This window comes from Polymorphobacter sp. PAMC 29334, from assembly GCF_019431245.1.
Classification (GTDB): Bacteria; Pseudomonadota; Alphaproteobacteria; order Sphingomonadales; family Sphingomonadaceae; genus Polymorphobacter_B; species Polymorphobacter_B megasporae.
The window spans coordinates 468762-481701 of sequence record NZ_CP080242.1; the positions used below are offsets into that span (position 1 = coordinate 468762).

The window sequence follows — 12940 nt, forward strand, 5'->3', positions numbered from 1 at the left end:
AGGCAGATGGCTTCACTCGCGATAGTGGAACTCGCTGCCGAGCGTTGGCGGTTCTCATTTTCGATGGGCGGTCCAGCGTATGGGCCAGGACGGGTCGAAGATCTAGCCGCGCAAGACATCAAAGCGTGCTGGATTATCTTGATGCCGGCCGTACACGAATGCGGAAAGCAACGCCGCGTCGTTTACAACGAATAAGTACGAGGTTGAACGCGCCTCCGCGGACGCGACTGATCGTGTGGCAGGAGTCTCAGATTCGGCCGTGATTCCGATGTGTCGGACGTCGGCTAAGCCGCGTCGGATCTCGAGAGCAGTTAGATCGCTACCGGCACCTCTCGTTTCGCACGCTTTGCCGCTTGGTAGCGCTGTTATAGTCCTACCCCTGCAGGTCGCTTGGCTCGCCAGTCGCGACCGATAGCAATAGCTGCCGCAATCCACAGGCCAGCCGCTGCCATTACACCGGAGATCTCGCCGCCAGCAGGGGCGCGCACAACGAGTCCCGCAAAACCAAAGGCGATCATCACCGCGCCCAAGACATAGAAGGGCGGAAACGCAGCAGCAAACGCGATCGGCAGAAAATGCAATCCAACGACGAGCGCCATCGCCGGCAGAAGAAATTCAGGCCGGTGCAGCATGATGACGATGTTTGATGCCATGAACAGACCGATACCCTCGCCAACGCTGCTCCAAATAATCGCGCGCTTCACCATTGCTGACGGCCTGATCCCGTCCCCCGACAAGCGAATAACGTAAGTCGCTATCGACCCGATGGCGGCGAACGTGAGGAACGGCGCGGTGAGAGCCAGACCGGCGACGTGCCATTCCCAAAACATCGTAAACGCAGCGAACGCTGCGCCGAAGAAGCTCATTATTAAGGCGCCCCAAGAACCCACTATCGCCTCTGCAGATCGACAGCTTAAGGTACGGCGGCATTACGAGGCGGTCGAGCGAAACCAACCGCCTTAACCGGGTAGCAGCGGCCTGATCTCCGTTTGAGGTCGACCCTCTATCGTTTTCCGGTTTCTATTTTACCCGCTTCATCGTCGCGGTATTGCTGACAGGTGGGTGCGTTCGGTACAGTGACATCGCTCTGGGCCAATCGGCAGCTTACGAGAGGCTGACATGATTAAGTTCGACAATTTTGCGCCCGACCGTCGCGGCGTGATCGCAGGGCTAGCTTTCACCGGCCTGTTAGGCTCTGCCGCCGCCGACGCAAGCGCGGCAACAATACCCTTCGCCCGCGTTCGACCCGGTGGTATCGGCTGGCCGACGGCGGCCGACTGGAACACACTCGGTGAGACGGTCGGCGGTCGCCTGTCGCCGGTCACGCTGCCGGTATTGGCTCAGGCCGAGGCAGCGAAGCTGCTCGCCAATCCGTTCTATATTCGCGATCAGGCCGGCCTCACCCAGTCCTCGGGCCGAATCGATGGCTGGCAGTCAGCCCCAAGCGCCTATGTCGTAAGGGTACGGAATGCCGCCGATGTCGCCGCGGCTGTAACGTTTGCCGCTCGGCACCGCCTGCGACTGGTCGTCAAAGGCGGTGGCCACAGCTATCTCGGCGGATCGAATGCCGCCGACTCGTTGCTTGTCTGGACCCGTGACATGGAGACGATTGAGCTCCACCACGCCTTCATACCCGCAGGCAGCGCTTCGACCGGTGTGCCGGCGGTCTCGGTTGGGGCCGGTGCGATCTGGCATGATGTCTACAACGCCGTGACGACGCGCGGCGGTCGGTACGTCCAAGGCGGCGGCTGCACGACGGTCGGCGTCGCCGGCTTGGTGCAGGGCGGCGGTTTTGGCAGTTTTTCCAAGACCTTCGGCATCGCCGCGGCCCACTTGCTCGAGGCCGAAATCGTTACCGCCGACGGCCAGGTTTGCACGGTTAACGCCGAACGCGACCCTGACCTGTTCTGGGCGCTCAAGGGCGGCGGCGGCGGGACCTGGGGCGTGGTCACCCGGCTAACTCTGCAAACACACGAGTTGCCGGCGACCTTCGGCCTCGTCCACTGGAATCTCAAGGCAACCTCTGACGACGCTTTCCGTAACCTGCTGGCGCGTTTCGTCGACCTATACGCCGACCATCTGTTCAATCCGCATTGGGGTGAGCAGGTGGGTCTGCGCCACGGCAACCGTATCGAGGTCCTCATGCTATTTCAGGGGCTCGACGAAGCAGCGGCGCGCACGGCGTGGCGCGACCTGACGGAGCACGTCGATGCCCGTCCGCACGACTACGTCGTTGAGGAGCCGCTGATCATCGGCGCGTTTCCGGCCAACCGCTTCTGGGACGGTGCGTTCGTCGCCCAGCACCTGCCCGGTGTTCTCGTCGTCGATGACCGGCCCGACGCCAAGCCCGGCAACTGGTGGTGGGCGGGCAACACCGAGGAGGTCGGGGCATTCTGGCACGGTTACGAATCCGCTTGGCTGCCAGCGTCGCTGCTGGATCAGGGTCAACGCGCGCAACTGGTCGACGCATGGTTCGCCGCCAGCCGACTCTGGTCGGTGACGCTCCACTTCAACAAGGGGCTGGCCGGTGCGCCGACTGCAGCGATCGCGGCGTCGCGCGAGACTGCGATGAACCCGCAAGTGCTCGACGCCTTTGCGCTTGCGATCGTGGCGATGGACGGGCCATCGGCTTATGATGGCTTACCCGCGCCCGATCTGGTCGAGGCGCGGGGCAACCTCGCCCAGATCAGGGCCGCTATGGCGGCACTACGAAAAGTGGCGCCCGACGCGGGCAGCTACCTATCGGAGAGCAACTTCGCCCTTGTCGATTGGCGAACCGCTTGCTGGGGACGGCATGCCGCCCGTCTCGACGCGGTAAAGGCGCGGTACGATCCCGATGGGTTGTTTGTGCTTCACCATGGCATCGGCAGCGAACTCTGGGGCAGTGATGGGTTTAGGCGCGTAGTCTGACGAATGCGACCAAGCGTCCAGTCTCGACAAGCGGTTCAGCGTCTCAAATAAACTGTGATCGAGGCTTCCGCGGTTTGAGGGGAGGCTCAACGAAGGTCCGCCCTTCAATCTTGTCATCGCGGAAGCTGCCAGACCGCTTTCGGCCCCCGTTTTGCCGTCGAGTGCCACCTGAACCAATGACCGTTTTTGGGTAGCGTGTTAGATCCAGTGCATGACCGGGTTTTGGGTCCTTGCTGCTTCGGACCCGCTGGCTTCGCGAGGTGAGCGGCAACATCGCTTTGGCTATTGTCGACGGCGAATAAATTGTTCTGACAGGAGCTGCTCTCCAGGCGTATTACGTCCTCATGACTTGAAACTGACGAGCTTGAACTCGTGTACAGTCACGGTTTGATTGCGTCTAGATCGCGTAGTCTTTCGCGATAGACGTCGGCAAGACACGCTTTATCAAGACACAGTTGCCGCGCATTTAGGAAAGTCGTTTCGCCATGATGCAGCGCTTCGACCGTCGCAGGGTCGACACTATCGTCCAGTGCTGCGAAGCGCGCAGCGAGCGTCCGATCGAGCGCAGCCAGGGTCGGGTCAGTACAAATCGATCTAGTTATCTCACCCTGGCCAGCATGGCACTGAAAACTTGGACTTTTCTGGGCTTCCATAAAGGCGCTCGGCGCTTGCGAGGGTTTCGATCGATCCGACCGCGGCGGCGGTAACGAGACCGTTGACGAAAGAGGGTCGCTTGATGGCTCGATCTGCCCGACGCTCGCGATAGTCCTCGGGGCGTTCTTCATAGCTCTGAGATGATCCGATCCGGGTTCGTTCGTGACCGGCTCAATATGCGCTACGATCGCCGGTGACGAATTTCCCGACGCTCTGGGAAAGATTCGAAATGTCGACTGCGCCACCATTGCTGGAGGTTGCCGATTGATCGATGCCACTATCTGCGCCTTGGGCTGGTGTTGAGGCGGCTTCGTTTCCCAGCCAAACGTGGCCGCCGCAGCGATCACAAGCAACCCGGTCCCGAACCACCAGACCCATTTCGCGCCGGGTCGCTTCAATTGAGCAGATCCCGATTCGGGAACAGCGGATAACGGTAGAGGCATCGAGCGCATTGGGTTGGCTGTATGATCATCGGCTCCCACCGATGGTGAAAAAACCAATTTGGGCGTCGCACCATGACGCGGTCCAACCAGGTCTAAATTAGTTTTCCGCGCGAAGCCTGGCGTCAACGTATCTCCGTAGCGTGCATCTGCCAGCTGTCTGCGCCAGTCGTCATCGTTGGACATTGAAGATCCACCTCAAGCTCGGACGGATTCCCATCGCTTGATTTCAGCTACGGTGCCGCACATGCGTTATCGGACTCACTGCCTGCAGTGGTTAGGGTCGAGCCGGCGTTGGAACCTGCTTGATCTTGGCGAGCGATGCTCGATTCAGTGCGGCGATCTCAGCGGATTGCGGCACGGGCGGCAGAACCCGTTTGTGGGCCTTCCGCGCATTGCTGGACCCCGCCGCCATCAATGTAATCGCGCCAACAAAAATCAGAAGGAGCTTCACGATCGCTATCCCTTGCCATACGATTTAGGTTAACAGTCTATTAACACATAATGTTGTTTCGCTCAAGTCCGCATCCTATCCTAAAGGACGACCCGGATAGCCATCCTCACTCGGCATGCTCAATACAAAACGCGCTATCGCTTGTCACAAATTGAAATAAAACGTAAAACTTTTTTCTAAATCGACCAGTTTCTAGTTGTTACTTGAGACGAATACGGCCCAACTCCTTTAGACGCCGTGTGTAAATGTCTTTCAAGCATGCGGTATCACCGCATGCTTGACGCAAATTTAAAAACCTTGTTTCTGCATGATGTATTATACGATTTTGATAATCGTTAAGTTTACCATCGAGTCTCGCAAAATCGAGCGCTAATTGATAATCCAAATGCGACAGCAAAGGTGTTGAACATATCGCATTAGTAATTACGCCATGTGAACGATTACAATCAAAACTCGCTCTGTACGCGGGCCTATTGGTCGACGAGACATCGCTTATATCTGTGAAAGGACCATTATTCGAATCCGGGCCGGCAGAAGGATCATATTCATTCAAAGAAACTCTTGAATATTGCCCCGATCCTATAAACGCGCCCTGATCTAGCCTCACTTCTGGCCTAGAAGTTGTCGGATTGGTATTGCGTGTTAAAATAGCCTGAGATTGACTAGCTACTGATAAGGCAAAAAGTAACATTGTAATCATTGGACTCACTTCCTACATGGACGGCTTCCTCTAGAACGAGACGGTTAACTTGTCGCAAGCTAGGCATCCGGTATCAAAACACCTTAATAATTAATCAATATAATTTCCGGCCTGATCCATTACGATCTCAGTGAGCGTTCGCTATGTCAATCCGACTTAAGATAGTCGAGCCTGAAGCTGTTTCTGATCAGCATGATATGGGAGCGATGAACTGCCAGCGCCGAGGTTCATGGCTGACTCCCCCCCAAGCAAAGCGATCCGAAAACGCCCCTGTTGTCACCGTTGATGACGGCGAGATCGTCGTACCTGGTCTTATCACGGTAGCGCCGTCGCTGAGTGCCGAGGCCGCGCGCACGCCGGCTATGGTATCCTGCTCGTGCGTCACTCTGCGCGAGGTTGGCCGTCTTGGCTCGGTTGTCGAAGCGAGATGCCCATAGGGCGCTGATATCTAGGTTCGGCCAGACCGTAGCCACCTTCGGTCAATTGCTCGAGATGGCCGCGGTGGCGAACGACGATCGAGTTTCGCGCCCGCTCGATTAAACTCTTTTTTCTAGCGCGATGAGCGCCGAGGTGATCCCGGCACGACGGACACGAAGCGTCATTCTAAGCGAATCGTGGGTGAGGTGAATGTTATTTCTGTCGAGCCGGTCCAGACACATTAGCAGCGAGGGGGCGATGCGCTGCTCGATCGTCTGCCCTGCGGCTGCAATCGAACTCGCTGACTGGATCGCCAGCGCCTGTACAAAATAGAGCAGATGCCGGCGCAGCGCGGTGGTGGCTTGAAGCGGATCGGTGAGCACGCTGACTGGGAGTTTAAAAGCCGCGCTTCCGTGATCTTGACATAGGCATTGTGCGGCGACTGGTCGAGCAAAGAACCGTCGCGGTTTCCGACATCCCTTCGCGGCCGACAATACCGACCTCGCACGCCTCGAAGTTGCGCGCGGGCGACGATCGAAACGATGCCGTCCTCAGGAAAGTAGACGTGCTCGATCATGTTTCCCTCTTCGTGCAACTGAAAGTGATGCGGTCAAGCGACGTGGATTAGGTGAGGGGCGAGGAGTTTGAAGTCGTCCGCGGAAATGCTCCACAACGGACTGTTGCGCACCGTTGCTCGGGACATATCCATCCATCATCACCTCGGAGATGCGTACGCTTGCGGACAAATAACTCTAGGGCTCCAACATTTAATACCGCGGTCAGCTCGATCGTAACGCAAGCAGCCGTCGCTCGTCGCTCATAAAGTCGATGCAAAAATGCGGCGCGCGCTCATGAACTTTGGATGCGGCGCGATATCTGCGGGACAACGCCCTAATGGATACGATGACCACTCTCGCGATATGACGTTCGAATTCTTTGAAGTTTCGAACGTCATGCTAGCATTGTCATATCACATTATCAGAGCATTGGCACCGCCAGTTCAAGGAACCAGCGGGACTCGCGGGTTACGCTGCCATCCGCAAGACGAGGTCAAGACACCGCTTACGACCAATCAGGTCGAGAGCGTACAAGACTTTCCGTGACGGTTGGAAAACGGCCCGAAATGGATCATCCAAAAAGTTACGCATCGCAACGCGTCCTAGGTCAACTTTCGACCGTAACTAGCGAAATCGAAAGTGAGATATGATGTCAGCCCGGTCGCCCAGCACGTCGCGTAGCATAGTTATTGCTCATCCCATTCCGCTCGTGGCGGAGGCGTTAGCGACGATCGCTACGAAAGCTGGATACGCTCTGGACAAGGCCTGTGGCGATGCGATGGGGACCGCGTTGGTCACGGCCGACCTCGCGATTGTCGCGGTACAGCTCGACGGGATTGCAGTCCTCCGCACACGTCGCGCGGCCGGCATTCCGACTGTTGTGATCGTCGACCATCCGACTATCGAGACGCTACTCGCTATAGTCGGGCTCGCCGCCGAGGGGCTGGTGTTGATGACCAGCCCAGCAGCAGCGGTTGCAGATTGCTTGACAGTAGTTGCTTCGGGCAAGCAATGGCTCGACTCCGAGGCAACGCGGCTAATCATCGACCGCGTTGCGCGTCCTGCCCCTCCAATTTTAACACGACGCGAGCGCGACGTTGCCAATCTTGTCGCCGCTGGTCAGCGTAATCGCACGATAGCCGAGCGGCTCAGCATTACCGAGGGCACCGTCAAGATGCACCTCCACAACGTCTACGGTAAGCTCGGCATCGAAAGCCGGACTCAGCTGGCGATGGAATTGCGCGTGTGCGGGGTATGATCGCACAGCTTGCTATTTAGGACTAGAGAGCCATCCACGTCCCCTCAGCTACTGCCGTTGTTGCAGCGTTGCAGCGTTACCGCACTGCTGGGCAAATTATCGGTTACGCAGCATGAAAACCGGCGTGGGCGATGATTGCCAGGTCGCAGGCGTGAACGGCTTGGCTTACTCGTGATGGTCAACCGCGCTTTGGGTCTTCTAGGCGTAAGAAGGTAGCTGATAAAAGGTCGGCTTTGCTGCATTCGACGTCTGGATGCGATCGGACCGCTATCGACCCCGTCTTAACCCCGGGGCGTCGTCGCCGAGGAGAGTATCATGCAGGGTACGGCTGGGCGTTTTTACGGGAAGCGAAGTCAAAAATAATAATATTCTGTATGTCTACCTTATGTGCAAAAGTGCACTGCTCAGCCCTAGGCATATTAAAGCAATTATAATATGTACTCAACCTTCGATACACTGGTCCAATATTTAATCATAAATTAAGATACAATTCTGTTGGTATGGCAAAAGATTGCTCCTACCGAATAAATGATATTGCTCAGTTGCTTAGATTAGGGACTATCAAATGATGTTGAAGGTTTGGCCGTGCTATTTTGACGCAGCGTTCAAGGCAATTTTGTCTGTGCTGGCCTTGGGTGCGGCAATGCCTGCGCTGGCCGCAACATCGACTGCCAGTTTTCAGGTCACGGCGACGGTCGCTGCGACATGTGTCATCAGTGCTACTAACCTTGCATTCGGGACTTATTCGGGGGTTCAATCCGACAGCACATCGACTCTGTCAGCGACGTGCACGAACACGACGCCGTATACCGTCGGCCTGAGCGTCGGAGCGGCGACCGGTGCGACCACGACCGCCCGGTCGATGACCGGCCCCGGGGCCGCGTTGTTGGGCTATGCGATGTATCGCGACAGCGCGCGGACGCTCAATTGGGGTGCTACGGCCGGAACCGATACGGTCGGCGGGACCGGCAGCGGTGCGGCGCAGACGTTGACCGTCTATGGACGGGTCGCCGGGAGTCAATACGTCGCTCCCGGTGCGTATACTGACACCATCACCGCAACGATCACCTTCTAGACATTCGAACCATGATGGGTCGGGCGATGAGAAGCGTCGCGGGTCTACTCGGTGCCTGCGCCGTGTTCAGCGGGGGCACGGCTTCGGCACAGGTGCTGAACGTCCTGCCGGTGACGATCGAGCTTGCCGCGGGACAGCGAGCGGCGGCGTTGACGATCATCAATGAGGGTGATGCGGAGGCATCGTTCCAATTGCGTAGCTTCCGGTGGACACAGGGCGAGGACGGTTCGGACGTTCTGGCACCATCGGATGAGATCTCGGTCAGCCCGCCGCTCGGCACCATCGCGCACGGCGCAAGTCAGGTCGTGCGCATCGTCCTGCGACAGGTGACGCCGGGGAGGGAAGGCACCTATCGGCTTCTGCTTGACCAGATCCCGGCGCCTGCTGCGCCGGGCACGGTGCGGATCGCGCTGCGGCTGTCGCTGCCTGTCTTCGCACCGCCCGTCGCCCGCGCGACCCCCGATCTGAAGTTCCACGTTGAACGATCTCACGATCAGATCTTCCTCGTCGCCGTCAATCACGGCGTGCGTCATGAGAAGCTGCGGGACATCACTCTAAAAACCGGCGATGGCACCGTGCTGGCGGTCGAGAAGAACGTTTCGCCTTACATCCTCGCCGGAGCAACGCGGCGCTGGCATGTCGGCAGCAAATCGATGAACGATCCGACGGTACAGCTGTCGGCACGCGGCGAACTCAACCAGATCACCGATCAATCGGTAACCGTCACGGCAACACCTTGAGCCGTGCAATGGCTTCCGATCGCCGCGCTCATGCTCGTATCGACAGGTCTCACCGGGGTGGATGCTGCAGCCGAGCAGCCGCTTCTGCTGGAGGTTCATGTGAACGGCCGTCCCTCAGCGCAGATCGGTGAGTTCATCCTGAGCGATGGACGCCTGTCCGCGCGACGCAGCGAACTCCGCGAACTCGGCATGACCTTCCCCGACCCGCAGACCCCTGGACAGAACGACTTGGTCGCGTTGTCGGGATTGCGCGGACTTGCGTTCCGCCTCGATCTGCCGAGGCAGGCGATCTACCTGACAGTCGATGACGCGTTGCTGACTCCGTCTGTCCTGCATGCCGGCGCCGAGGCGTCACGGAGCGGCGATGTCCAAAGCGGCACTGGGCTTGCCCTCGACTACGACTTGACGGGATCAATGGCGGGCGGACGCGCATCCGCGGCAGGCCGGGTCGATGTCCGCGCCTTTTCGCCGTGGGGCATCGGCAGCAGCGGGTTCCTGATCTACGCGAACAGCGACAGCAACGGTTCGGGTGGCGTCGCCGCGACGTCGGTCATCCGGCTCGACACCAGCTACACCTTCTCCGATGCCACCACCCTCCACCGCATCCGCGTCGGCGATTTCATCTCGGGCGGGCTGAGCTGGACGCGGCCGGTGCGGATGGCGGGGGTGCAATTCAGCATCGACTACGCGCTGCGGCCCGATCTCGTCACTTTCCCACTGCCGTCGGTGAGCGGTTCGGCGGCTGTGCCCTCGACGATAGACGTGCTGGTGAACGGCACACGGCTATTTTCGCGCGAAATTGAAGCCGGGCCGTTTACCGTTCCACAATTGCCCGTGGTGACCGGGGCGGGCACGATTTCGACGACGCTGACCAACGCGCTGGGACGGCAGGTCAGCACCACTCTGCCGTTCTACGCGACCTCGCTGCTGCTCGCCCCGGGCCTGCAGTCGGCGTCGGTCCAGGCAGGCGCGCTGCGGCGCAATTTCGGGCTGCGGAGCGACGATTACCGCCGTATGGCCGCGAGCTTCACCTACCGCCGAGGCCTGTCGGACCGGTTGACGATCGAGGCGAGTGGCGAGGGAACGGCGAAAGTCGCGATGGGCGGCGGCGGCGCGGTGCTCAACATCGACAACTTCGCCGTCGTGAACGCCGCCGCGGCGGCTAGCGGCAGCCCAGCCGGGGTCGGCTCGCAGGTCACGATTGGCATTCAGCGGGCGGGCCGCAAGCTCAACCTGAGCGGGTCGGCGACGGTCGCCAGCGCGCGTTTCCGCGATCTCGCCGCCGATGACGGCGATGCATCGCCGCGGCTGCAGATCAACGCCAATGCCGGTTGGACGCTGGGACGCTTCGGCGCAATCGGCGTCGCCTTCGTCGGTATCAAGCGTGATGCGCTGTCCGCCCGTGACGTCGTCGGGCCGGTCAAGACCGCTTTCATGCAGGCGCCGGTCTCCATGGAGAGCTTGATGTTCCTCCAGCCTGCGCAGAAGGCCTATGTCGCGTCGGCCAGCTATTCGGTGCAGGTGAAGCGCATATCCCTCTTTGCAACCGGTTTCCGCGACTTCGCCGGCATCGGCGGGAGCGGCGCTTTGCTCGGCATCGCCATGCCCCTCGGGCGGCGCAGCTCGGTCAGCATCGATTCGAGCATCAGCAATGGTAGTCGGATGCTTCAAGGCCAGGCGACGCAATCGGCTGTCGCGATCGGGGATTGGGGATATCAGGTCGTCGCGTCGCCGGCCAGCCCGCAGCGTGCCTTCGGTGAGATCCGATATAAGGCACCCTTCGCCGCGCTGGCGGCCGGCGCCGACTATAGCTCGAAACAGACGACGTTCCGCCTGGAAGCGCAGGGATCGGTGTCGATGCTCGATGGCAGCGTCTTTGCGTCGAACACAATTTACGACAGCTTCGCAGTCGTCGACACCAGCGGCCTCGCTGGGGTCCACGTCCGCAACGAGAACCGCGATGTCGGAACGACTGATCGTCACGGCCGCCTGCTCGTTCCCGAACTCCGTTCCTTCGATCTCAACCATCTGTCGATCGAGCCGAACGACGTTCCGCTCGATAGCGATCTCGACACCGCCGGCCGCTTGGTCCGCCCGCAGGACCGCTCGGGTGTCGTCGTCAGATTCCCGGTGAAGCCGAGCAATGCGGCGCTGCTGCGCATGGTCGCTGCCGACGGGAATCCGATCCCAATCGGCAGCACGGCACGGCTCGCGAACGGTGAAGCTGTTCCGGTCGGCTATGACGGCGAGGCTTTTTTGCCGGGCCTGTCGGCGCGAAACGATGTCCAGGTTGAACGCGCCGACGGCGGGCGCTGCGTTGTTCATTTCGAATATGCGCCCGTCGTCGGACAGGTGCCCGTTATCGGCCCGCTGCGTTGTATCGCCCAAACGCCGTGACGGCCGCCGCGATCAGATACGCCTTGCTTTATGGGTTGGCTACCGTTTGTGCTGTGCCATCGGCGGCGACAGAGTTGGGCCTTTCGACGACATTTAACGTTGGTGCAGTCGTCGTCGACCTTTGCTTGGTACCGAATGCGTATCGCGCGATTAAGGAGGTCGACAGCCGGGTCAATGCGCAGTGCGAAGGGCGACGGGCGGTGGCTTACGCCGAAGCACTGCCGGTCGCTGCTATCACGCGCACCGCGAACGGGGTGGTCACCGCGATCAGCCTCGAGTTTTAACGGCAAAGTGTGCGGCCTTCAGCCCTTGGCGCGAAAGCGCAGCGTTCTTTTTGTGCTTGTGCTTGTCCCTGCATTGGCTTTCGGGTGGCAGGTAGACGCCGCCTGCGTTCTCGACCAGCCGCCGAATATGACCCTCGGCCCGTATAGCGGAATGCAGGTTGATACAGGCTCGACCAATCTGACGGTCAATTGCACCGCCGGTTCGGCGAACTATACGGTCGGCCTTAGCGGCGGTAATAGCGGCGTCACTACTGCACGGACGATGAAATCGGGCACGGTGGCGCTCAACTACAGCCTGTCTCGCGACGCCGCGCGAACGCAGAACTGGGGTAATGTTGCGGGGACCGACACCTATGCCGGCAACGGTGCCACCGCTTCGGTATCCGTACCGATATACCCAAGGATTGCTGCAGGTCAGCTTGTCGCGCCGGGAACCTACACCGATACTGTGAGCACAGCATCGAAATCGTTCACTGTCAGTGCAACGATCCTACCTTCGTGCAGCATTTCTACGAGCGCGATGAGCTTCGGAATATATGCCGGAACGGTACTGGACTCGACATCGACCATCACGCTCACGTGCTCCAATACAACCTCATACACGGTCTCGCTCAACCAAGGTGTCGCGACAGGAGCAACAACGTCCGCCCGGCAAATGACCCGTTCCGGTGCTACTACGCTCAATTATACGCTGTCGTCGGACGCCGCCCGAACGGCAAACTGGGGAAATACCGCCGGTGGCGACACCGTGGCCGGGACCGGTAGTGGGAATTCTCAGACGCTGACTATCTACGGTCGTGTACCGGCTGGCCAGCGCGTTATGCCAGGTTCGTATGCAGATACGATAGTCGCAACGATTACGTATTAGAATGTCGTCGGGCTAGCCCGCTATTGGCATCAAACGCGTCGAAATAATTTGTTATAATCATCCGCTGGTCATAAATGATCGGGTCGAAGTTCTACGAAATACTGTCTACCGGTTGCACAAGACCTGCTAAACTAATTCACAAGACATAGCACTCGAGCGAGTGATTGGCGTCTATACAGCGCTGGA

At 59.4% G+C, this 12940-nt stretch carries 11 protein-coding genes; 7 read left to right on the forward strand and 4 right to left on the reverse strand.

The genetic code is table 11. From position 1 onward, the window contains the following. Positions 1-365 precede the first annotated feature (365 nt). Positions 366-866, reverse strand: a complete 501-nt coding sequence (locus KZX46_RS02200) for a hypothetical protein (RefSeq protein ID WP_226895812.1) — start codon at positions 864-866, stop codon at positions 366-368. 253 nt (positions 867-1119) lie between these two features. On the opposite strand from KZX46_RS02200, the gene KZX46_RS02205 reads away from it, so the two are divergent. Continuing rightward, a complete protein-coding gene (locus KZX46_RS02205) occupies positions 1120-2910 on the forward strand; it encodes an FAD-binding oxidoreductase (protein WP_219773737.1) in 1791 nt (596 codons plus the stop codon). A 380-nt stretch (positions 2911-3290) separates the two neighbouring features. Here KZX46_RS02205 and KZX46_RS02210 read toward each other — a convergent pair whose 3' ends face one another. The 3 genes from KZX46_RS02210 to KZX46_RS02220 form a co-directional block, all read right to left on the reverse strand. Further along, positions 3291-4190 (reverse strand): lysozyme inhibitor LprI family protein, encoded by a 900-nt coding sequence (locus KZX46_RS02210; protein ID WP_216711514.1) that lies wholly within the window; start codon positions 4188-4190, stop codon positions 3291-3293. 91 nt (positions 4191-4281) lie between these two features. Continuing rightward, the gene (locus KZX46_RS02215) at positions 4282-4458 is read right to left on the reverse strand and encodes a hypothetical protein (RefSeq protein ID WP_216711515.1); all 177 of its coding nucleotides are present in this window, start codon (positions 4456-4458) and stop codon (positions 4282-4284) included. Between the two features lie 1236 nt (positions 4459-5694). Continuing rightward, positions 5695-5958, reverse strand: a complete 264-nt coding sequence (locus tag KZX46_RS02220; RefSeq protein WP_219773738.1) for a hypothetical protein — start codon at positions 5956-5958, stop codon at positions 5695-5697. Between the two features lie 964 nt (positions 5959-6922). Here KZX46_RS02220 and KZX46_RS02225 point away from each other — a divergent pair. From KZX46_RS02225 to KZX46_RS22640, 6 genes are all read left to right on the forward strand, one after another. Further along, positions 6923-7390: a response regulator transcription factor gene (locus KZX46_RS02225; RefSeq protein WP_219773739.1), complete on the forward strand. Its 468-nt coding sequence runs from the start codon at positions 6923-6925 to the stop codon at positions 7388-7390. 565 nt (positions 7391-7955) lie between these two features. Then, on the forward strand, positions 7956-8465 hold the full coding sequence (locus KZX46_RS02230) for a spore coat U domain-containing protein (protein ID WP_219773740.1): 510 nt from the start codon (positions 7956-7958) through the stop codon (positions 8463-8465). Between the two features lie 26 nt (positions 8466-8491). Then, positions 8492-9205 carry a molecular chaperone gene (locus KZX46_RS02235; RefSeq protein ID WP_216711518.1) on the forward strand — a complete coding sequence of 238 codons (714 nt, stop codon included), beginning with the start codon at positions 8492-8494 and terminating at the stop codon, positions 9203-9205. 99 nt (positions 9206-9304) lie between these two features. Next, positions 9305-11602: a fimbria/pilus outer membrane usher protein gene (locus KZX46_RS02240; RefSeq protein ID WP_226895813.1), complete on the forward strand. Its 2298-nt coding sequence runs from the start codon at positions 9305-9307 to the stop codon at positions 11600-11602. Beyond that, a complete protein-coding gene (locus tag KZX46_RS02245; protein ID WP_216711520.1) occupies positions 11599-11886 on the forward strand; it encodes a hypothetical protein in 288 nt (95 codons plus the stop codon). The genes KZX46_RS02240 and KZX46_RS02245 overlap by 4 nt, the downstream gene beginning before the upstream one ends. Further along, a complete protein-coding gene (locus tag KZX46_RS22640; protein WP_226895814.1) occupies positions 11777-12754 on the forward strand; it encodes a spore coat U domain-containing protein in 978 nt (325 codons plus the stop codon). The genes KZX46_RS02245 and KZX46_RS22640 overlap by 110 nt, the downstream gene beginning before the upstream one ends. The last annotated feature ends 186 nt before the right edge of the window (positions 12755-12940 follow it).